Here is a 25,488-nt window from a genome sequence, read left to right on the forward strand (position 1 = left end):
TTAGAGTCCAAACTCGCTGAAGAACTGATCCAGCGAATCGTCCTGCGAATCATCGTCCTCTTCGTCGTCGCTCAAATCGACAGCGATCTGATCCAAGACGGCGTCGAACTCCAGCGGTCCGGCGACGGTCTGCGAATCGCTCTCCAACGTCGAGACAACGACGTCTTCGGGCAATGCTTCGCCGTACGCATCGGCTTCGGTCAACAGCGTTCCACTGGCCACGATCGGCGGTTGCGGTGGAACAGCCAAAGACTGTTCGGCTTCCCCGGCAAATGCCGACTGACGGTTCAAGTGGTTCAGAATCACCAACGCATCCAGCGGCTGGACGATTCCGTTACCGTTGACGTCATAGAAAGGACCGTTCAACGGGTCGATGACGTTTGCTTGGACCAACGAATCGACGTCGGTGACGTTGCTGCGGTTCAGATGATTCAAGATCACCAAAGCATCGATCGCCGAAACAAATCCGCTGACGTTGACGTCGGTGACACTCATCGCATTTTGGCCCATGCTGGCCGCGACGGGAATCGTGACCAGGATCGGATCCGAAGCGAATCCGGCGGCGTCTTCGATCGTGAACAGGAACGAATCGACACCCTGGAACCCGGCGGCACCTTGATAGGTCATTTCGCCCGTCACAGGATCGACAGTCACCCAACCGCCATTCACGGTTTGGATTGCTCCCGGGTTGCCCGGATCCTCGTTACCGTAGACGTGGATCGAGGCGGGGTTGAGCGTCAAACCACCGTTGAGATCGACATCGGTTACCGGATTGAACGACGTCGTTCCGCCGGTGACGATCTGGGAGGTGACAATCGTGTCCATCGAAGGCGTCGCTGTGACGCTGAGATAGACGGTTGCAGTCCCCGAAACAAGCCCTTGCGAATCCTCGACCGTGTAGGTGAACTGGTCGGCCCCCAGATACGATTCATCGGGAGTGTAGCGGATCACGCCGTTTGGCTGAACCACGACCGAACCGTGAGCCGGCTGAGTCGCTTGGACGCGGTCGGCGGCGATCTGACCATCGACATCCGTATCGTTGCCCAGCACGTTCAAGTCGGTAACTCGATCGGCAGCGACAGCGATCGGCGCGGCCAAGCTGCCATCGGAAACCGCGTTGGGGCGATCGTTGACTCCGGTGATCTCGACGCGGATCGTCGCCGCATTACTGCGTAGACCGCTGAAGCTTTGATCGCCCGCAGGATCATCGATCGCACGATAGACAAACGAATCGGTCAGCACGCCATTGGTCGTCAAAGCGTCGATCTGCGTGGAGGTCGACGGATCGTATTGAATCGAACCGTTGGCCAACAGCGTCACGGTGGCTCCCAATGTCGTTGTCGTCACGATCAATCCATCGGCACCAAAGTCGACGACTCGTGTCGCATCGCCATCGGGATCGCTGACCAACAAACCGGCGGTCCCCGCGGTTCCAGCGATTCCACTGATCACCAACAGCGTCGCGGGCTCTTCGCTGGTCGTATACGACTGACCAGCCGCCGGGCCTGGCATCGCGATCGGTGCGTCGTTGACCGGCGTGATGTTGATCGCCAGCGTCTGATCGATCGAACGGTTCTGGTTCGGCGATTGGCTCAGCCCATTGTCGGTGACATAGACACGAACCAAGATCGGCGAACCGTCGGGCGTCGACACAAACGGCTTCGCGGTGAAGCGTAAGTTGCCGTTTCCATCCAACGTTGGCTGAACCGAGAACAGACTCGACTGGCTCGGATTAACAAACTGGAGATGCATCGTCGGCAACTGGCCGCTGTTGATCTCATCCTGAGGTCCCACGACGATCGCAGCCGGATCGATCACCCGTTGGTTGAACGGCCCCGAGCTTTCAGCAACAGTGACCTCCGCGGTTTGCGGAGTCGCTGGGTCGGCTGGCGTCTCGGTGACTGCAGCGGTGAAGTCGAACGTGGGAGCATCGTTGATCGCACCAACGGTGACGGTAAATCGTTCGCGTGGATCGCCAGCTCCCGGGTAAGATGCCGACGGCGATTGGTCGTCGGTACCGACGATATCCAATACCGCGCGACCGCTTGCGTCAGGCTTCAGCTTCAACCGCAACGTGCCGTCAGAATCGATGCCGTACGGAGCGGCGAATTGATTCGTTGGAACGCCTTGGTTGTCCAACACAAAGTTGGCGTCGTCGAAGATCGAATCGGCGGGAACCTGCAGTTCGCCCAGGACCTGGGTGACGGAGAAGGTTACGACCTGATTCGCTTCGTCCTGAGCGGTATCTGGTCCACCGCGGACGCCGACGGCAAAGTCGACGACCACGATGTCTCCGGTCACCGGATCGTAGGCGAAATCGGCTCCCGATACGTTCTGATCCTCGCTGAAGATCTTGTCCGATCCGATGAAGAATTCAGGCGGATCGTTGACGGAATCTACGGCCAGCGAAATCGTTCCGACGCTGCGGCGTTGCGCGTTGGCGTCCATCTGCGGAGCAACCGAATCGGCTGTCTTGCCACCAGCGAAGTAATAACTGACGCCGTCGTCCTGAGTCACGTAGGTGAAGGAGTCGCGGAGGCCGCCGGACGAATTGAAATTGACGGGCGGAGTGTACAGCAACCGCGGCGGATTGGCGACCACATCGATGCGAACCGTTCCGCCTCGCAGCGTTGTGATCGGACCAACGTTCACTGCACCGTTGATGTTGCTTCCCAGGCTGTAAAGGCTGAGCGTCTGTGTCAGCGATTCGCCAACGTAGAAGACGCTGTCGGGACCAAGATCCTCGCCCGGACCGGCGGAGTCGCGCGTCGGTTGGACCGCGGCCAACGAGTCGCCGTTGTTGAGTCCGGTCAGGTCGACAAACAAGTCCGCCGGATCGATCGGCTGGTCGACGCTTCCCTCGATGATCGAGATCGGGTCGATGTGTATCTTGCCTTGCGGATTGTCGTTGACCGGCCAAATATCGACAGCGATCGTTCCGGTTGCCGTCTGCGGATCCGCGATTGGACCAAACGGATCGGAGGTCTGATTCAGCGTTCGATAGCTGATGCCGTCGTCTTGAACCATGTACTCGACCAAGATCGGCGGCGCGACGCGAACGCCAGCGGCCGACATCGTGTAGTAGTTCGTCGGCGGCAGGACGCGAATCGATCGATCCGATTGGTTGTAGGTGACGGTTGTTCCCGCCAGGACAGCGGGATCGATCGCTTGTAACAAGCCGTCGTTGGCAGCCGCTGCGGCAGCCGTGGTGCCAAACTCTGCACGCGCGATCTGCGCGGTGATCGTTGGGGTGCCGACGGTTCCACCGCTGACCGACGTGATCTCGATGATCTCGCTGCCCAACAGGTAATAACCCAACGGTGGCTGCTTGTCGAAGGTTGCCGAAGTCGCCGCGGCGGTGATCGGCTGGGTCAGCTTGGCGATCTCGCGGTCGACCGGAATCGATGTCGCTCCAGCCAGCGTCAGCCCAGCTGTCGTTTGGCCCGGCGTGTTCCCGGCATCGGTTCGATCTTCCAACTTGCCCGCGTCGGCTGGATCGTTGACGTCAAACGTATCCCAACGATCGTTTCCAGTTAACAGAGCTGGGAAGATCGTGGCCGCTTGATCCTCGATGATGTGGATCCGATCATCGTTGGCTCCCGGCGCGTCGTTGACTGGACGCACGGTGACGTCGACACGGAAGTCGGACATCGCGGGACTCGCATCAGGATGCGAATCGCGAACCGTCAGCGTCAGGAAATCGTCCTCGCCGAAGTAATCGGCGGGGCCGGTGTATTCCAGATCGTAGTCGCCGTTTGGCTTGCGAGCACTCAGCGTCAAGACGCCGCCCAAATCCGAAGTGGCGGTCATCGTGCCATCGAGATTCGTCGTGCCGCCGGTCAGGAACAAACCAAATCCACTGTTCGGATCGCTGGGATCAAACGGAATCGTTGGTTCCCCGTTGGGACCGCTGCTGACCTGTGCCAACGCCAATACGTTTTCGACGATCCGCGGCTGCCCATTGGTTCCGCCATCCTCTAACGCATAGAAGCGGAAAGGAGTTCCCACCGGTGCGTCGTTATCGGGCCGGACTTGGATCACAACCGTTCCGGTTGCCAACCGAGGATCGTAACTGCCGTAGGGCTGAACATCGTTGATGTCCAACGTAGCGGTTGAATTTCCACCACCGATCGCGAACGACCACCCATCGTCGTAAAAGTTGTAGGTGAACGAATCGGTGTCGCTGGCGTTGAGACTGAAGAAGTCCTCTTGAGGGATGAACAGCAGTTCGTTCTGCCCGGTCCCCGCGTTCAGCTGAACTCGCACCGTGTTGCCACGCGATGTCAGATAGTCGCCCGATGGTACCAAAGCCAGTGATTGCGTGAGCGTTGCGCTGTCGGCAACTGTATAGATTCCGTCGGGTCCAACGTCTTCTAACGGTCCCGCGGAACCTTGATCGGCAGCCGATGGTGGTGAATTCAGACTCAAGTCGCTGATGTCGATGAACAATTCGTCTTCAGTGATCACCCGCGTCGTCTCTTCGACAGCATCGCGGATCTCGACAGTGCTTCCGACGGGAGCATCGTTGACCGGCCAAACGTGAACGGTGACCGTTCCCCATGCCAATTGCGAATCCTCGATCGGCGCACCCACGGGAGTCTCGGGGCTACCGTCGTCGACATACGTTGTTCCGGTATCGCTGAATTGATAACGGAAGACAAACGGAGCGTGAACTTCATTCCCGTTGCGGTCGCGAGTATACATGTCCTGCGGCGCCCGGACCTGCAGCGTCGTTCCATCCCAGACGACCGAAACCTGATCGCTAGGCGTCGCTGGCAACGGATCGCCATTGATGTCGGTGAACAGCCCGGTCAACGAAAGCGTTGTCGGGTCGAAGTCTCCGTTGCCATCCAGGTTCGGATTATTGACGACATGGATCACGTCGGCGTTATCCGGAGTGACGACCGTATCTTCGGGTGGCGCGATCCCGGTGCGAGGATTTTGCCTTGGGAACGTGTCGGGCAAATCGTTACGCAACAGGAACTGAGCGTCGAAGGATGCAACGGTGTCCTCGAGAATGTGAACGCTGTCGGCAACACCCAACGGTGCGCTGTTGACCGGATAGACATAGATCCGCGTCTGGAACGGCACGTCGTGGATACGCGTCACGCCATCGAGTTCAAACAGCGTCAGGTCGACGGTATCGATTCCGAAGAAGTCGGCTGGCGGAGTGTAGACGACGTCGTAGTCGCCGTTGGCGGTCCTCGCTCCCAACGTCAACGTACCACCCTGGCTTGTCGCCAGCGTTCCGACGCTGGTGTCCAGATAGAGTTCATCCTCTTCAAGGATCGGATTCCCCAGCGAGTCCAAAATCGGATTGCCGGCGGCGTCGACAGCGATCGGTCCCGATTCGGCACCGACGTAGCTCTTCAAGAAGTCGACGAAGGTTACCGGCAAACTGTTTTCGATCACGGCACCGTCGACGATCACTTGGATCGCTTCGCCCGCGTCGGGGTACTGGGTCGCTGGATCGTTGTCGTCGTCGATTTCATCGGGAATGACCGGGACGTCGTTGACCGGCGTCACGTTCACCACGATCGAACCGTTGGGCATCGCTCGCAGCGAATTCGGCATATTCACGATCGTTCCGTCGGGCAGACGGACATAGTTATCGGGAGACGACAGATCAGCCGCCGTAGCAACAGGAACATCAGCCATCACGTAAGCGACAGTCGATTCGGCCCCGAGAGCCCCTGGAATCCGCAGCGTATGCGAATCGAGATAGTCGACGAAGAAGTTGAACTCAGCGAGGACGCCTTCCAATTCGGCAACGATCGCCGCAACGATCTGCTGTCCAGTCGCTGTGGGCAGGACGTCCACGTCGTAGGTGCTGGGCGTTCCATCTCCCATCGTATCGAGCCCGATCGTGATCACGTTCCCGGCCAGATCGGTTAGCGTGATCTGATCGTCGTCGCTGACACCAACGGCTGCGTTGGTTCCATCGCCAAACGTAACCTTCACCGCTTCGTAGTCTTCGACAAGGTATTCGATGAAATCGGGTTCGCCGCCATCGGTGAAGAAGTTCGCCGCGGGGGTGTAGGTGATCAATTGAGTGATCGGGTCGAATTCAACCGTCGCACCATACCGGGTCGGACTGATCACACCGACAACCCGCACGCCTTGGTCACCGGTTTCATCGATCGCCGAACTGCCACCGGAAGCGTCGCGACGCGGGCCCGGTTCGTCGACTTCAAAGAGACCACCGGTGCCAACGTTCGCTTGATTCTGAATCAACAGGTCGCGGACATCGATCGTAAACGAACCATCTTCGACAACGGTGTAGTTTCGAGCGCGATGATCGTCCGACAAATCGGTCAATGGATCGTCGTTGACCTTGTTGAAGTTCAGCTCGATCGTCCCAGTCGATTCGCTATCCGAGAGCGGATCAACAGGATGCGTTCCGGGGTTGTAGGTTACGGGAACCGTCGTGCCCGGCAGCGTGATCTGCGTGATGTTGCCATCGAAATCGCGATGCAACAGCGTCACATCGACAGGAATCACATCGGATCCGGTCGGCAGATCGAACTCGCTGGTACCAAACAGTGCCCGCGTGATGTTGTAGACGTTGGACGTCCCTACGCGGCCGGTGACGCGAACGAATTCATCGCCGATCAAATATTCGGCGTTGATATCCAATGGCGTGGTGCTGTTGACCACCATCGTCGATGCGCCCGTCAACAAAGGTTGCGACAGGACGCCATCGCGAAGCTCCACCGAAGGACTGGTGGGAGCGTTGTCGTACTGGATCATCACGGTCGTCGCATCTTTGCCGACGGTGCCGTTGGCCAGCTCGGTAGCATCGTTCAGAATCCGCGTGCCGTCGGCCAGGATCTGCGTTCCGTCGGCGAGGATCGCGTGGAAGTCACGCAGCGTATAAGTGAACTTCGCCAGCCCGACGCTGTTCTCCTGCGGCACGATCCGGATTGCGTCTTCGATACGTCCGTCGCCGAAGTCGTACATCGGCAGGAAGTTGACGTTCAATTCGACGTCGACCGCTGGATCTCCCACAGGACGAATTCCGCTGGCGGCGACGATACGCAGGGTTTGGCCCCCTTCGTTCAATGGCCCTGGCAGATCGCCAAACAGCAACGCCGATGCAGGCAGGATCATCTCCAAACGAGCCGATCCCGGTGCGTCACCGTACAAACCAAGGTTGCGTTGCACGATCGCTTGGAACGTTTCGCCGCCAAATTCCAAAGGCAAGGTCGAACGAACGATCTCGGTGCCGAAGGTGATCGACGCTTGGTCGCCGCTGGCGAAGGTCGTGCCTGGGCCAAAGACGACTTCGATTTGGTTTCGCGACAGCATCGTAACGGTCGGCGAAACCGTGCTCGACGCCGCCAATGCGACATCGACAAGACTTTCGTTGGCATCGAGGCTCTCGATCGTAAAGACAAACCGGTCGTATTGATCGGCTGCAAGCGTCGGCAGGTTGGCGGTGATATCGAATCGGATCTGATCGGGATCGATGTCGATCTCGTAACCGTTTGGCAGCGAAAGTTCAGGATCGCTCGCGTCGTCAGCGATCGTGCTATTGAAGCTACTGAGGACCTCGATGCCGCCTGTCGCGTCGCTGTTCTCGAAGCGTTCGACAACAACCGACTGGCCGAGCAGCGATGCCGGGGTCGGAGGCAGCAGGGTCGGTGCAACGGTCGTGCTGATGTCGATCCCCGCTTGATATCCGTCGGCGATCGTCATGCCTTCTTCGAACAGTACGATCAAGCCTTTGCCGTCGGCGGTGATCCCGACCGACGGTTGGGCGTTAGCCGATGCGTCGACAGTAAAGCCGGTAATGAACTCATCCACAGCCAGTCCGTCGAAGCGGAATTCATAGCGATCGAATTGACCAGCCTGCAGCGTGCCGCGAATCAACGATGGATCGGCGGGAGCGGTTGGCAGATCAAAGCGAATCGAATAGGCATCGACGTCGATATCGAACAGCGAATCGAATGGAGCGAGTTCCGGTTCGGCAACGTCTCGGTTTGGATCGCCCGGCAACCGCGGATCGTTGACGATCGTGACCACTCCGGCAGTATTGGCGATGCCAACACGCGGATTCCCGCCAGCGTCGACCAAGTCGTAGGTTCGCGAAATCGCAACGCGATCTCCCAGCCCCTGCGGGTCGCCATACCACAACGGTTCCCCGTCGAAGTCTTCCAAAACGTCGATCCGCGGGATCGCGCTGTCGCCGACATCAGCAGTTCCGTTTGGACGCGGCAACGGGACGTCGTTGACTGGATCGACGACCAACGTAACCGTCGCTGGACGGCTGGTGCCATCTTGGTGCACGCTGGGGACGCCGATTCCCGCTTCGGTATCGAGCACGTTGTAATAGAACAACAGCTCGCGGCCTCCGATGCCGTTGGGATTTGGATTCCCCGCCAACAGCGGCAAGTTGTCGGTGTTGTAGTTCGGCGCCAGTTCCAACTCAAAACTTCCGTTGGCAAACACCTTCAAGGTACCGGCGATATCGCCATACGAATCTTCAAAGTCGACGAAGGTTGTCGAACCGCCAAGCTCGATGACCTGCTTGCGTCCGGTGAATGGATTGATCACCTCAAGAACATTAACGGTCACCTCATCGACGTCGTTTGCGGTGACAACCAATGGGTTCCCCGCAGCGTCGACAGTTGGATTGCCTTGATCCTCGGTGAAGCGGAAGAAATCATTAGCAACGATCGGTGCGTTTCCGCCCAGCACGGTGATCTGGTAGTCCTCGACTTCACCGCCCACGGCGATGTCGTCTGCCAACAGATTGCCACCGTTGCTCAAGCGAACACGCATGTCGGTCAGTCCGCCGATCTTGGCGTTGACCGGAGTCACGATCTGGACCGTGTTGACGCCTTCGAAGACCGGTTGGTTGCGGAAGACTTGTTCGCCCGGATCGCCGAAGTCGCCGTCCTGGTTCCAGTCGACCCAGCCGTCCAACAGTCCCGATGCGAGCACTCCATCGCGCAGTCCGTCGACGACGTTGGCCGATACATAAACATCGATCTCCGCAGGACGCACCTGGTTCAGATCGTAATTGAAGACAGCCCGGTAGGCGGGGAAACGAACGCCATCGGCGACGCCGCCATCGGGATCCAGTCCCGCCCCCGGTGCGATCGGCGTGTCCCAATCGGCTTCGCGATCGATGCTGTTGCCAAGGATCGCGTAATCGGCTTGCTGCGGCAGGATCACGTGACGCGCACCACCGGCGGCATCGGTGTCCAACGGTGTCAGCGGCGATTCGGCAACGTCGGCGTTGCCAAAATCGAGGCCGGGTTCGCCTAGCCCCAACTGTCCTTCGCCGAAGATCACGATGAACTTCGATTCGCCATTGGCTCGGTTCGGCTGCAGCGAATTGCCCGCCAGGTCCTTGATGCCAGTCACAAAGACCGTCGACAACGAGGTCTTGGCTTCGTCGAGTCCGGTCAGATAGACCGACCCGCCGCTGACCGAAGCTTCCACGTCGAAGCGTCCCAACGTCGATTGCGACGCTGTCGCATCGTGAACCTTCGTGATCGCTCCGACCACTTGAGCTCCCAACGCATCGCTGGTGAAGGCGACGCTTGGGATGAACATCACCGGGACGGCTCCGCCCGAAACACCTTCGGCCAACAGGACTCCCGTCGCTGGGATGTTGTATCCATAACCTTCGTTCAGAATCACGCGAGTCGGATCGTCGGCGTCGACAGCGGCATCGGGAAGTCCCAAGATGCTGGAGTTGCGAATTGCAGCGGCCACTTTTTGGGCCAACGATTCGGCGGTGTCGTTATCCAGGAAGATCCGCGTCGCTCCGGAGATCGTCGCGCTGCCACCGCGAACGAATTCAAAGGTCTCCGTCACACCGGCGGGGTTGGTGATTTGGAACGATTGTCCCTGCAGGTTGTTGGCACCCGCAGTGCCGTCGATAAACGAATAGTCCCCCGCGGGAACGGCCAGCGACAGCGAAGCGGTAACGCCCGGCTGACCGACCACGGTTCCCGATAGCGTTTCGATATCGAACCGATCTCCCGCGGTGCCGCCGATATAAACGCGGCCCCCTTCGATCGCTTGAGCGCGATCCAATCGCAGATCGGCCGAACGCATCGCGGCGGCGATCTTGGTCGCAATCCCATCGCGTCGCACGCCATCGACAACTTGATCGTCCATCGCATCGCTGGCGAAGACGTAGACCGGGACGTTGCGTGGACTCAGCTTGACAACGCTGGCTCCGGCGTCCACATCGGCTGGTGGCGTTCCGTAGAAGCCACGCAGGACGGTCAGTTCGTCGCCATCGATCGCCACGACTCGCAACACTTCGTTGCCGATCAGCAGCAGGTCGCCCACTTCAGCTCCCAATCGCGCGACGTCGAAGACGGTGATCGTCGACGCAAAACTGGTGACGCCATTTACAACCGTTGTGGCTTCGGCCGCGTTCTGAGCGACGACGACGGAGGCGTCGGCATGGTTGACGGCGACCGAGTTCAATTGGCCGCGAGCAACCGTCAATCGGTTGGCAACGCGATCGACCGACAAGACCTTGACGTATTCGGCGGCTTGAGCCGAAGGAGTGGCGGAGAGCAACGCGGCACCACTGGCTGCCGCTGCCGCGACGGTCCCCAATTGAGCGCGTTCGATGTTGTAGGTGCCAGGAGATCCGGCCACAGCACCGCTGATCCGCACGACTTCGTCGCCGATGTTGTAGTAGCCATTGGGCAGTCCCAATCCGGCGACAAGCGTCAGACCGCTCGACGACAGCGACTGAGTCAGCGTGTCGACCGAAGCGCCCGTCGCGAAACCACCTGGAATCATCAAGAAGTCGCCCGCCGCGATGTTTAGCGCGGCGACGTCGTCGACATTGAGAACGGTCTCGTCATCGCGGAACAGCCCCGCGGTATCGAGCACGGCTGTCAAACCCGATGGATCCTTCAAGCCTTCGACCAAATTGAAGGCTGTAAATTCAGCTCCCACGCGGACGCCACCGGGGCCCGGATGCGAGGTCCCCAGTTGGCCGCGGTCGACGGTCAAGCGATTGTTCGCGTAATCGATGCTGCGAACCGCCATGACTTCGGTCTGGTTGGCGGCAAACAAATCGGTCCCCGCCGGGGCGAAGCCTGTCGATTCGATCGCCAGCACGCTGTAGGTGAAGCTGCCAGTCGTGAAGTCGACAAGGTCGCCAACCTGGATGATCGAACCGTTCAGTTCGTACAAGCCGGCTGGAATTTCGGCATCGACAGTCAACGTTGGATCGGCTGCGGCGAACGACGATGCATCGGTAGCGGCCGTCAGAGTCGCTGCGGCGAGGTTGCTGGAGAAGCCGCCTCGCACGACGACGTAATCGCCAGGAACGACTCCCAAAACATTGACATCGACGACATCGATTGTCGTCTGGGTAGTATCGACAGCGGTGGTCAGCGTCGACAGATGATCCGCACTCACGGGAGTCACGGTTGTTCCATCGATCGCGGGAGCGTTTGGTACCGTACCGAAACGACCGCGGACCACGGTGATCGGATTCGCCGACGCGTCGCTGACAACAAAGACTTCGTTGTTGACGCGGATGAAGTCGCCGGTCGACAACGCGTTTCCGCCACCAACGCTTAGATCGTTCAGCCGCAGTCCATCGCTGGCGTCGAACGCCGCAACGGGGAAGATGAACGTTCCGTCGACAGCTCTCGCAGCCGAGGTGCCCAAGACGCCACGCTCGACCGTCAACGTATTCCCAGCGATTGCGAGGACCTGGACGATCTCGTCGTTGATCCGCAGATAATCGTTGGCTGCGAGGCTCAACTGAGCCACGTTGGCAACGGTCAGCGTTGTGCTGGTCGATGTGAAGACCTGACCGGCGGGGCTGGCGATCGTTGCCACGTCGAGGGCATCGACCAAGAACACGTCGTCGGTATTGGCCGCCGCCGCAGGTGTGGTAGCAAACTGGCCTCGCACAACTTTCAAAGTGTTTCCGTCGATCGACCGTACTCGCAGCATTTCACTGCCGACGCGAATGTAGGTGTTCTGCGGCGGGACCATCGCTTGGTCGCTGGCGAACTTGGCGGCGATCGCTGTCGCGTCGGAAACCGTCAGCAACGTCTCATCGGCATCGAAGCCGCTCTTATCGAGCGCCGATTCGTTGACGCTGACGGGAGCCGCAAGCGCGAACACTGCTCCCGTGTTCTCGACCAACGCACCATGGCCGATGCTGGTCGCGGTGGTACCAAACTGGCCCCGTTCGACTGTCAATGTGTTTGCCGAGACACTGACGACGCGGACCAATTCATCGCCGATTTTCAGCAACGCATCCGGCAGGATCCCCGCCGCATCGAAGACTGTCAACGAAGTGCTGGTGGCCGACAGTCCAGCCGCCGCGTCGATCGCCGTGGCGTTTCCTTCGGTCAACTTGATCGTCGTGCCAGCGACTTCGGTCAGCGTGTGGATTTCAAACGTCTTGGAAATCCCGTCGATGCCCTCGTAATCCCCCGCGTCGCGGTAGGAGAACGTCTGGCCATCGGCAACGGTGTTCGCCGATCCGGAGACCGACATTCCGATCGTTGTCGGTGTAATGATCTGACCGGCGGTCGCTCCCAATTGAACGCCTCCGTCGACAACAACCGGCGACAACTGAAGATCGATGCTCACCTGTCCCTGCAACGCAACCATGATCGCATCGCGAACGTTGGTCGCCGAATCGCCGTTGGCGACGATCACGGGAACGCGGCCCGCGTTGCGAACCGCATCGGCTCCGCTGGCATCGACAAACTCGAAGACTCGTACCGGTCCTGCTGGCAACGCGATCGAGAACTGATCCCCGAGTCCGATTCCACTGCTGGTGACTCCCGACAAGACGTTCAAGACCAACGGTTGGTTCAGGTTCAGCACAAACCCGCTGTCATATTCAAACACGACGGGCGTGTCGCCATCGGACAACGTGAAGGTGTCGCCGTCGGAATGAGCGACCCCCGATCCAAATTCGTAAAGATTCGCATCTTGGTTCAGAAGGAGGATCTCGTAGACTGCGTCGGGACGCCAGATTCCAGCGGTGGGAGTCAGGGCGATCTGACGACTGGTCTTGCTGTAACCAAACGTGTAGTCCTTGTCTTCGACCAGCGTGCGGCCGTTCTCGCGGACGATCACCGACAGCGCCGAGATCGTCGAAGCGTCGGGGCCGATCTGATTGAACTCGCTCAACTGCACTCGGAACGACGACAGCACGCCGCTTTCGCGTGTGTCGCGGAAGACCGAGTTGGCGCGAGCGTCGCCGTCGATCAGCACGCCTTGCGACTGTTCGCCATCAAACGGAGTCAACAGTTGAGCCAGTGGGCCGCGGCGATCGGATCGATCAAGCGCTCCGCGATCCTTGATGATCGCTTGTCCTTGTCCCGAGCTGTTGTTGACCAGCGGATCGTCTTCACGCAACTGGCCGACCAAATCGCGGTTGGTCACCTTGATCGGACTCAGCCCAATCCCCACCGAATTCTTAGTGGAGGCAAACAGCGAGCGATCGTTTTGGTTTTCGATACTCTTATCGATGATCGGGCTGCCGGCCGCGGGATACAGATTCGGTACGCCGCTGGCAGGATCGAACTGGAACATGCCAAACAGTCCCGCCGCCCCCAGATCCAACGAATCGGGTTGCGACGGATCGCTGACCGTGTCGCCGACGATAAAGACATCGTCCCACTGGATCGCACCACCAATCGAAATCCGATCGGTTTCTGTAGCCGTTCCGGGAACCGAAGCCAACGCACCTTCGTTGACGACGGTTGTCCCGCGGATCACGGTGGTTCCGGCCCCCGTAATATTGATCCCCGTCGCATTTTCGACAAGCACGTTGTTCAACAACGTCGGGCTGGCACCGTCGTTGACTCGAATCCCAGTTCCCGGACCGTAGATCGTGTTGTTGACGACGCGAGCAAACGGCGCAGGGGCGCCGAGATTGCTGCCTGCGGCGGAACCGTCGCCACTCACAAAGATGCCGTTGGCATTGCGAATCAACAGATTGTTTTGGATCACCGCACCGGGGACCAAGTTGTTGGCGTTGAGCGTCGGGAAGTTCTGAACCGCACCGGGCTTAGGGCGATTCCCTTCATTGGGCACCTTGCTGCCTGGTGTGACATCGCCCGCGTCGACGACGATTCCGGTCGCCGTCGAGAAGCTGATCGTGTTCGAATCGATCACGAACTGCCCTTGATCGCGGTGCAGGTTGCGATCGCCATTGTCTTCACCACGACCGTTGTCGACACCGGTCACTACAGGATTCAAGATCGGCGTCCGCATCCCGTCGATCGCGACGATCAATTGATAATCGTCCGTCGGATCTAGCCGGAAGCGACTGAACGGAGTCCCCGACAAGATGTCTGAGATTGAAACAAGACTGGACAGATCGGGCAGATTTGCTGGATCCAAAAACAGCGGCAGATCCGTGTCGGAGATCTTCCCGATAACAATTTGATATTCACCCGGTGTGTCAATCGTGTGTTCTACGAATGGCGGATAGCCGAGGATTCCCGCAGCAAGAACCGTTGTGTTCGAGATATCGGAGAAATCGATCAACGCGATGATGCTGTTGAAGCTTGGATCGGGCATCTCGATATTGACTGTCGTTCCAGGCTCGTCGACGGTGAACCGATAATGATCGGCGCGTGCGGACGCATTTCCTTTGCCATCGATCGTGATGAGAGGACGAATCTGGCCATCGGGAGCGACCGCCAATTCGTACAACTCGCCGTCGAGGCGTTGAGCGTTCGAAGTAAACGCTTGCGTTAAGATATTGACGCTACCGAAGGTTCCACCCGCGTCGGCAACCATCGTTGGCGACGTAAATGTCGAACCGCCAAAGTTGTCGGTCGCTGCATATCCGTGCAGCACGATAGTGGTATCGCTGGCGTCGTTGAGTCGACCTCCGCTGGAAGTCGCTTCGATCCCCAGCACGGCGCGGACCGAGCTGCGATTGATCGCACCGCGAATCGCATCGGCGATCTCTCCGGCGGTACTGTCGATGCGGTACGAGACCTCGACATTGCCGGGCTCGATTCCCGAAACCGGCGCACCGGGAGTGACGTCGTTGAATTCAAAGGTCAGCGTTTCGTACCCGTTGGAAAGGTCGAAGGTATCGCCGTCGACAATGTGCGCCCCGCCATCGCCGATCTCAAGATTAAAGCCTTCGGCCAAGCGGTCGTTGATATCGAAGCGTTCTCCCTTGCCAACTTGGACTCCGGTTCCAGCCGGATCCGACAGATACTCGCGTCCCAAACGGACTTCTAATTGGTAGGGGCCTGCAGGAACATCGAGAGCAACGGGAGCGACACCGCTGGTCGATGAATAGACAAGCGCCTCGTGATAGGGATTGTCGGCCAAGTTCGACCCGCTGCCGCCGGTCGCCGATTCGCCACGTTCGGCCAAACCAACCACGATGTCGTCCAGATAGACGCCCATCGCTCCGCCCAGACCGCGCGACCGTTCACCCGCTCGCAACAGTTCCGCGACCGAATCGGTTCCGCCCGTGTAGACGCCAAAATCGGAGCCTGGCAGCGAATCATTACCGGCGTGTTCGCCACCGATCAACGCCATCGGCTTGTAGGCAGGTGCCAGGAAGGCCGCCGAATAAGTCGACGCATCCTGCGTAACGGTTGCATCGTAGAAGCGGATCGCATTGGACGTCGCGATCCTTGGGAAGCTCTCCAACTGCACCGGCGCTGTCGCATCTTTGATCGTGCCAGCCAAGACGGTTTGCGTCGCCACCAGCACCTGATCGACGTTCATGCTGTAATCGACGGGGATCGCGTTTGCCCCGCCCTGGACTCCAGGCGTTCCGACGACATAGTCGACAAGCGTTCCAAACCCATAGGATCCGGCCAACGTTTCGTTGCTAAATTGCAACAGCGATGGATCGCTTGGATTAACAAATGCTCCACCCACCGAGGCTGCAATCTTTTCAGCAACCGTCGCGGCGCTGTCGCTGGCCAAGATGTTCCCGCCGGTTTGCAGCGAGATGATTGTTGCGCCACCCGGTCGCGTCAAATCCAACGTGCCACCAGCGGCAGCAACTTGAGCTCCCGAAGGCATCCGCACGACCAACCCGAGATCGTATTCGAAGGTCTCCGAGTAGTTTGATCCAGCGAGCGAACCGGCAACAGTAAAGGCTTGGCCGTCGACGATTTGATCGCTCGGCAACATCTGCAGATCGGTTTGATCGGGGCGACTCTCGCCCGCCGTCGAAAACTCAAAGCGAATCTTGACGTCGTTGTCGCCAGCCCAGGGACTCAGATCGATCCGAGCTTGCCGGAAGACGTTGTCGTCAAACAGCTCTTGGACAAAGACTTGGTTGGCGACATTCGTGTAGCCACCGCTGCCAACGGGATCGTATTCGTGCACGTTACCGCGACTGTCTTGCCAAACGCGGTTGTTTAACGCATCGTCCATGTTGTTGGTGGCAACCAGCTTCCATTGCTGGTCGGCACCGGCGACATAAACGCGAAGCGAATCGCGCATCACGTCGTCGAGATTTGCTTCGCTGAACGACGACGGGTTGTCGTCAGCGTTGGTGTTTTCCGAATCGAGGATGTAGTTGAAGTACAGCTTCGGCAGGTCGGCGCCGTCGATCCCCGACAAATCGATCGATTCACCTTGGATGTTTCCGTGGGCACCGCCGAGGAAGTTGTAGCCGCTGAAACCTTGCAAGTCATCGGCGCGAACGGTGCCGATATCATTGCCTAGGTGGTTGTAGTCTTCGCCGAGGGTATCGAAACCAAATCGCAGGCTACCGCCGCCAAGAACATCGGGGCGATCATCCAACGCGTCCATCCCATGGCCCGCCGCCGGTGCGCTACTGGAAAGATGCCACAGGTTTTGGTCAAGGTTGCTGAAGAACAAACCCGCCAGGGCGCCGGAACCATCAAGTGTTCCATAGATAGGCACACTATCCGCACCATATTGGAAGATGCGCTGAGCCGTCCCGCCGGTTCCATCCATCGTAAATGCGTACAGGTTGCCCGTTGCACTTTCCACTCCAAAGTACATGCTCTCAACACCGGAGATCCCGTTAACCGCATCCGTGAAGTTTGCAGGCCCCTTGGTGACTTGAGCAAAGCTTAGCGTCGATCCGTCGGCAGCCTGAATCGCTTCGGCAGACGTTGGGTCGATCAACAGCCTCGGTGCGCCGGAGATATCGCCAGGATCATAGTTTGTCGTATTGTTTTCGGTGATCGACATCTCCCAGACCGCGCCAGTCGTGGTAAACGCGTAGAGGAGCGTCTGCCCTGCGGTGGTACTTGTCACGAGAGACGTAACATTTCCCGTGTTGCCACCCGTCGCAGGTGAAGTCGTCGGAATTTGAACCTGAGCGATTGCATTTGTACCCGCCCACGGTGCTTCCGATGGGATATTGAATCCGGTGTTGTTCTGAATCAGCGGATCTTGTGGATTTGCTGACTGGAATCCGCCAGGCATCGAAATCCCATTGCGAGACTGCACTGCGCCGGTGTCAGCACTCAACCGGTAGATCAAATTATTTGCGTTGATTGCCCCAGCATTGCCAGAGATCACGTCGGCCGTGTTCCCAGCATTCCGCCCGACGTTGCTCCCATTAAAGGTTCCTCGATTGGCGAGACCGTACAGATAGCTAGAGCTTGAGTTGTTGTCTTCATAGAACGCCAGGCTACTAAAGAGCATCCCGGAATCGGCATCGGTTCGATTGATGTGCGGGTTCGTTCCGCCCTGATTGAAATATTCGTAGGTCACAATCCCAGTTGCACCAACGGTGGTGAAAGATCCGTCGGCCGCAATCGAATAGACGGTGTCGGTGTTCGTATCGCTGGAACTGCCGATACTGCGTTCAATGGCAAGGACAAGCCCCGTCGAGCGCTGCGCCGCAGCGTTGATCGGGCTAGTATCTTCATCGATGATCGCATCGTGGCGACCTGTGTAGGGATTAAAGATGTTGATCTGAGAGTTATTGGTGTCCTGCACTCCAACGCGGCTGATCCCAATTAGCGGGATGTCGCCAAAGTGCCAATCGATCACGCTCTCGGGCGTAAACGCTACCTCTTTAGCAGAAGGCAATTGGGCGGGATTCGGATTGGTCGTCTCGAAACGCGAGTCCTCGGTGCTGAAGCGGTCGTCGATAATCCGGACCGTCGGATCCAGCGGCTCCAAGCGGAAGTTCTTATTGGCAGCGTTTTGTTGCGTGAACTGCTGCATGTCAGCCAGCATTTCCGCGGCGGTGCTGACGACGACCGAGTAGTTGCCGTTGGGCAGTTCCAATGGCCCGATAAACGCATCGCGAGTTCCCTGCGAACCGCGCGACAGGTCGGTTTGAGTCGTCGGTTGGCCGGGAACGACAGGGGTGACTTGATCGTCCAGAATGTTTGAATTCGTTCCCAAAGCGACCAAGTTGCCGCTTTGATCAAAGACGTACAACGTCGTGTCGGGGCGGACCAAACCGTCGGCCCAATCGATGTCGAAGACAAGCGACGTGTTCATTCCAGGAACGCTGCTGCGTTGCAACGAATCCTGAGCGATTTCGAAGGTGTACCGATCCTCCGACGCGTCGATATATCCCGAAGCGGAAACAGCGCCGCGGTCGGTGTTGGCAAAGCTGCCGATATTGATCGTGCTGTTCCCACCGGGATGCATGATTTCGGCGGCCAGCGGCGAATGAGCGGGGAGCCCGATAGCGCTGATCGCGGTATCGGCGTAACGCAGATCGGAATATCGCACAACCGAACCAGCCACCTCATCGGTCTCGCGCAAGCGGACCTGCATCTGGTAACCACCGGTCGTGCCGTTCTCTCCACTGACGCGGACGTAATATTTCTTAGTCGATCCCGTTGTGCCTGGAAGCACGATCCGCAAGCCGGCATCGCCGGGGTTCAGCGAATACAGATCGCGATAGCTGCCGTCGGCGTTGGTCAACGGATCGATATCCATTCGCATCGGCATCGCATGCCCATCGCGCACCGACGGATCGACATAGGTCAATTGCCCCGCCGCATCTTCGCTCGCCGAATCGGTACTGCGAGCCAAGACTTTGCCGTTGCCACTGCCATCGACCTCGATGATCTCGATCATCGAATTCAATCGAGGATCGGTGTTGTCGATATCGATCCAGACCATCGTTCCGGCAACGCCTTCGAACTGATAGGTATCCTGATCGCCGACGTCCGCGATGGCACCATAAACGGTGTAGCCCAAGCGAAGGTTTTCATCCCCCGACTTCTCATCTTTTGCCAACAGCCCCAGATCTTGATGGCTGCCGATCTGGCTGTTGATATCGCCAAACGCGCCGATCGATCCCTCGCGTTCGGTATAGGTTGCGACGTTGCGATCGTGGCTGTAAGGATCAAAATTCAAGCCCTGCCAATTCGTGCTCGACGGCAACAGAACGGTGTCGCGATGCGGTTGCCCCAACGGCGAGAAGCCTGCACCGACGGTGTCGTCTTCCGTCGATGTGATGATCACGGGGAACCCAGGTTGTCCCAAGACAAGCAACCGACCGCCGATGCGATCGGTGATATCCAACGATCGCCCGGTCGCCAGGATCTGCGCATCGCTGTCGGCTTTCACCACCAACGACTCGGTGCTGCTGCTCTGCAGACGCAAACCGCCGTAGGTGTGGAAGTCGGGAATCACGATATCGTTCCGCAACACGTGCACGATGTCGGTATCGTCCCAGACGACTTCGGTCATCAGCACTTCGCCGCGAACCAACAGACCGTTGATGCCATTGGCAAGCAATTTGCCATCGCTATCGGTCCCCTGTCCGAACTGGTTCCCGCGAATCACAGGGCCAACGTTGGCCGGTGGGACTTCGTAAGCGTCGACGTTGCCAGTCTGACGCCCGGTGTCGAAGCGGAATTCGGCATCCAGCGAGTTTGCGTTGATCGTGATCGCAGCGCCGTCGTTCGACTGAATCGTATTGCCCACGATCGTTGGCTGAGCCGCGGTGACGTGGATCGTTGCGCTCGAATTTGGTGCCAGCCCGCTGCGGCCTCCATCCTGTTGTGATCCCACGCCGTCGGCGTTGTCTTCGAACAAACTGTTCGCGATCCGCGCGTTAGCTTGATGGATCTGAATCACGTTGTAGAACGCGGTACCACCGTCGGTACCCGTCGTGCCGCCACCGAAGGAGAGCTGCGCGTGATCGATGCTCAGACCGCTCGTTGGCGAGGCGTAGATACCAGCCCATTCGCCCTTGCTGCCTTCGCTCGCTCCATCGTCATTGGTATCGAAACTGCCGCCGCGGCCAAAGCGATCGTCGGCGCGACCTGTAAAGATGATCTCGCGGCCCAACACGCCCTCGGCGATCAGGTTGGCGCCAAACTCCAGCTCGATCCGAGCCCCTTGGTTCTTGACAATCGTACCGGGGTCGATCACCAAACTAGCGTCGGTTCGCGGGCGAAGCGAAACCGGTTCCAAAACCGCAGCGGTCGGCGGTGCGGCGATGAGATCGTCGACGTAATCGAGCGTCGATTTATCGAGCTCAGCGACCAACAAGAATTCCCCGCCGCTGCTTGCATCGCTGCGATACAGCCGACGTGCAACAAAGTCGCCGGTGGCAGGCGAAATGTTCGCCAGCTTCACCGATTGGCCTGCGGTAAGCGTTACGGATTGCGCAGTCGAAGGTTGGCTTTCGTAACCAAACGCATCGACGTAGGTGTAACGATATTCGTAGTTGCCAGCTGGCAGATTGCCGCCAGCCTGTGGGATCAGACCAACGATCGGCGACGCAGGAATCCTGTGCAGCAGCGAGCCGCCCGCGTTTCCATTGACAACAAGGTTCTCTCCCAACACGTGAACGATATCGGTATCGTCGAATCGCGCGGCGACCTCCAATTTCAACAGCTCATCGCCAGCGGGCGTATCGAGCCGGACAAACAGACCGTTTGTCGAATTCCCCAACAACGTGTTCCCCGACACGTCGGGACCGATCCGGTCGTAATCGGCGACAAACCCGTCGCCGATCGATGAACGCTGGTAGCGTGGCCCAACAAACTCCGAAACCTCGAAGGTGCTCGGATCGGCTGAGATCGCCGCGTTGGAACTGTCGAGGATCGTGTTGTAAGAGATCTCCGCTCGCGCTGCCGACAGATGGACTGGATCGATCGTACGACCGACAGTGGAGACCTGTCCGCCGCCGAAAGAGATCTGCGCGTGGTTGATGTAGTTCCCGAAGATCCCTTGGAATTCGAGATCGCCTTGGCCCTGTTGGCGATCGACATCGTTGCGGATTTCGATACCGCCCCAGTCGCCAGGACCAGCGGGTTGGCTGGTGTCGCGGTTGGAGTTTTGCCCGATCGAAGTGTCGTTGTAACTGGTGAAATAGACGGGATCTTGAGGCGTTCCGAGGACCTTGATCGAACTGCCGCTGCGGTCGTCACCGTCGTCGCTGCTGCCGACCGAAATCTGGCTGTCCAAAAACTTCATGATCACGCCCGCTTCGACCATCAAGCTGACGCCGCCGGGCAGCAACAGATTGCGACCATCGGCCAAGGTGTCGTTCAACGATTGGACGTAACCGATCTCGTACGCCAGGTTGTCGTCGGTCGTTTGCAAATCGCCATCGTCACCCGCGTCGGGCAACAGTCGGACAACGACGTGATCGATCGAATTAGAAGTGTCATCGATGATCGTCTTGGCAGCATCCAGAGCCGCCGAGATGTTTTGATAAGGATTGTTGGCGGATCCCGGAGTGCCCAAGCCCGGATCGAAATCGACAACATCTTGCCCGGTGGGGATCACAAACAGAGTCTGTTGGCCGGCGACATCTTCGACGGGACGGAACCAGAAGTTGTAATTGCCCCCCGCGTTTCCGTCGCGGTCGCCATCCAATGGGCTTCCCGCGCCGTCGGTCAAAGTGCTGATCTTGGTGATCGTCGTTCCATCGGCCACGTCGATCGCTTCGGTTCCCAATTGAGCCCGCTGCAATTGCAGCACGTTGCCCACTGGCGGTGCCACGACGCGAGCGACTTCGCTGCCGATCCGAACAAGATCGCCAGCGACAAACAGACCGCCATCGACAACCGAAACGCTAGTCGCTCCGGCGGCAATGTCCACACCGCCATTAACCAACGGCGTGCCCGGATTGGCATCGGCTTTGAAGTCCAATCGCAGATCGTAGACTCCCTGGCTGACACCACCAGCCGATGTCGTTCCGGCGTTGGGATCGAAGAAGTCGTTCCCCTCGGCCGCGACGCCTACGTAATACGTTCCGGGCTGGACCGAATATTGGATAAACGAATCGGTCCCGAAGTAATCATCGTTCGATGAAACCAGTTCCAACCGTTTGTTCCCCGACACATCGGTCAACTCTTGGAACAGCGTCAAACGCGTATCCAACAGACTCGACACGTTCATTCGCTCGGCGATCGTCTGCGCTTCCAAGGTCCCTGGCCGGACGACATCGATCTTATAGAGATCGACATCCAACGCCTCTTTTTGCAACAGATGCTCGCCGTGAATCAAATCGGATTCCGCGGGGAACGCCCACTCCGAACTTGTATTCAGCGAGGAATACGCTCCCTCGGATCCCTGGAACGTCCCCGGTGGAAGATCGTAAGAGTGACCGAGTCCCAACACGTGGCCGATCTCGTGTAGCGCAGTATCGTAGAAGGAACCGCCGAACGTATTGGACGAACTGTCTTGATAATCGACGTAGTCCATCGTGACCTTAGTGCCACCCGCCACGCCAGCAACGCCACCTACGCCGCTGACCAAAGCGGGATCGTGCAAGCTGAGATCGCTCACCAACAACTGCAATCCACCGGCCCCTTCGACCTCGTAGAAGTCGATTCCATAAGCCTCGCCGTAGATATCGAGAATCTCGCGGAAACGCTGCTCCTGCTGGGCACTCATCTGATTGTATTGAGCCTCGCCCTGGATCGTTCCGATCGGAATGTTCCGCATGAAGGTGTAGGGCAGCGTCGCAATCGCGTCGTCGCCATCACGACTGCCAGGCGAGGCGTAGTGATCCTCGGCACCACCGGTATGCGTCACATCGATATCGCGATGGCCTGGTTCATCGACGGCCCCAGGGTTATCGGCTAAGCGAAACGCATCGATCGAAGTTGCGTTGCGGATCTCTTCGCTGACCAACAGCGACCAATTTCCGTCGACCGGAGGTGCGACCAGGGTTGCGGCATCGGCAGCCAATACGCCCGGATCGCTGCCGACGGCAGGAAGATCCAAAACCGCGGCGGCCGGCTGAAAGACATCGCCGACGCGGAGTCGCAGATTGTCGCCGTAGGTGGCCAACGGAGCGGCGAACAACAGCGTCACCTTGCGATCGTCATCGTCTCGCGTGACCGTGGTCGGTAACACGGGAACGTCATCTTCGGTGCTGACGGTCCCCTTGTTGTCGATCAACTGGTAGAAGGCGGCCTCATTGATCACCGATCCACTTTGGAACAGATCCAGATCGTCAAAATAGACTTCGATCTGATCCAACGCCGGCTGCATCGTCGTCGGATTGACCGGCTGTGGCACAACCGCCGTCACCCTCGCTCCTAGTTCCAATTCGAACCCAACGACCTCGCGGCTGGCGGTTGGGTTTCCAGGAACCAATTCGGGATAGATCGGTTCGAACGGCACGCCCGAGGCGTCTGTCAAATCCGATGTTACCGACAATTGGTAAAAGCCATCGCGGAGATTTTCGGCAAACCGAACAATCACCTGACTTCCCTGCACCTCGAGATGTCCAACCGGCACCTCGACAAATCCATTGGCAAAATCGCCGGTCTCGCTGTATTGCACCGAGATTGCACCGTCGACCGACGACTGGCGAATCGCATCGCGACTGGCAAACGAAAGCGTCAATTCCGTAGGGGCGACACGCCGGATGTTGTCGATCGATTGATCGTCGGGATCCAGATCGAACAGATCGCCATTGTTCGGCGCGACGGCGATCAATTGTGGATGCGCTTGGTTAAAGTTCGGAACCGTACCGGTGATCATGTACTGACCGACGCTGCCGTAGTCGGTGTATCCGGTCGGCGGATTGACCGATGGGTCACCAAATCCAATCCCATCGACGCTGACAAAATAGAACCCGGCTTCGAGATCGGTCGTCAGAGTCTTACTGAGCCCGGCACCGGTTGCTACCGCCAGCTCATTGCCAGCGATGTCGTACAACCGCGCATCGATATTCAAATTGCTGCGGTGCAATGTCTGCGACAAGTTGGTGCCAAAGTCGTCGCTGTTTTCGTAGCTGACCGAATAACTGCCCGCACCGTTGGAAGTGTACAGCCGCGAAGCGTACGAATCGAAAGTTAATTCGATCGTTCCGGATCCAACTTGGAATCCGAAGTAGTCCTTGTCGGTGCGATTGCCGATCACGCCAAACTGCGTCGCAACAACATCTTCCGCCAGCGACACCCCCGTCACGCTGAGATTGGTGGCGGTGTCGATCGTATCGCCATGATCATCGGGGCGGAAACCAAAACCGTAGTTGGTGATCCTCTCCATATCATCTTGGTTGGGGTTGCTGGTGTCGAAGTATTCACCGTTGTCCCAGGTATCGATGTGAGCCGAAAACGCAGCTCCCATGATCGAGCCCCAGCGATGTTCCCCGGTGCCATGGGCGCTGTAATAAGTAGCTCCCCCAGCGGCCAAACCGTCGTGCCCCAATCCCAACGCATGCCCTACTTCGTGCGAGATCGTGGTTGCGACCGAACTGACGCCTGCGTTGTAGACCCAAACCGGCGTATCGGTCGCTCCGGGGAAGTCGTAGCCGTCGTCGAAACTGCTGCCGTAGGCGATGCCGCCACAGCCGCAGGAGATCACATTATCGGTAGTCAATACAGCGCGCACGCCCCATGCATCGTCTCCCGCACCGGTGTTGACCAACGCAGCTTCGCCGGGATCTTCGGTCGTCACATTGACATCGAAGGGACTGAAGTCTTCAGCGACGCGTTGCCACAGATCTTGAATCCGCATCAACTCGGTCGTCGTAAATGCCGCCCCATTGTTCTCGGGATCATACGCGGGCGAGTTGATCGTCACACCGCCTTCCCAACGCGAGGTAGTCACTGCGCCATCGGCGTCGATGAAGATCGTGTGCTTGGCGCTCGGATTGCTGTGCAGACGAAACGTGTCGGCCAAAGGGGCAAACGCGATCCCGGCAACCGCCGAATCGCCCTGCGCCGAAAGCGAGTTGTAATAAGCCAAGTCGGCGTCGATCATCGCCTGCGTTTCCAGCAGGCCGTGATCGGCGTAAACCGTGCCTGTCGATCCGGCGACCGCGTCGTTCAGCGGAGTCGACGAGACGACTTCATGATCGTGCAACTCCGCTGCGGCTAGCGACGCTGCAAACGCGTCGACTGCGTACGGACCATATTGAGTCGTATGCGCTTCGGCATGCAGGGAGGGCAAAAACGAATTCGGCTCGACCGACAACAGTTGACGAGGCTCTAAGATCTCATTGAGCAGACGTCGCTTTTCCAAACGGTTTTTGATGCGGTTTTTCAGCTCGAGAGTCTTCTTTGATGTCCGCCAAGTCATGCGATTTCGCCCTTACAGAAAAAACGATCGGATAAT

Annotated in this window: 1 protein-coding gene; it reads right to left on the minus strand. The window is 58.5% G+C overall.

The genetic code is table 11. The annotated features are described in order from the left end of the window. Nucleotides 1-25,452 (minus strand): Ig-like domain-containing protein, encoded by a 25,452-nt coding sequence (locus tag CA51_RS22435; RefSeq protein ID WP_145123380.1) that lies wholly within the window; start codon nt 25,450-25,452, stop codon nt 1-3. Between the last annotated feature and the right edge of the window lie 36 nt (nt 25,453-25,488).

The sequence above is a fragment of the Rosistilla oblonga genome (genome assembly GCF_007751715.1).
Taxonomy (GTDB): domain Bacteria; phylum Planctomycetota; class Planctomycetia; order Pirellulales; family Pirellulaceae; genus Rosistilla; species Rosistilla oblonga.

Coding starts and splice junctions, on each gene's coding strand:
- CA51_RS22435 (WP_145123380.1), bottom strand. CDS start 25,452: ATGACTTGGCGGACATCAAAGAAGACTCTCGAGCTGAAAAACCGCATC.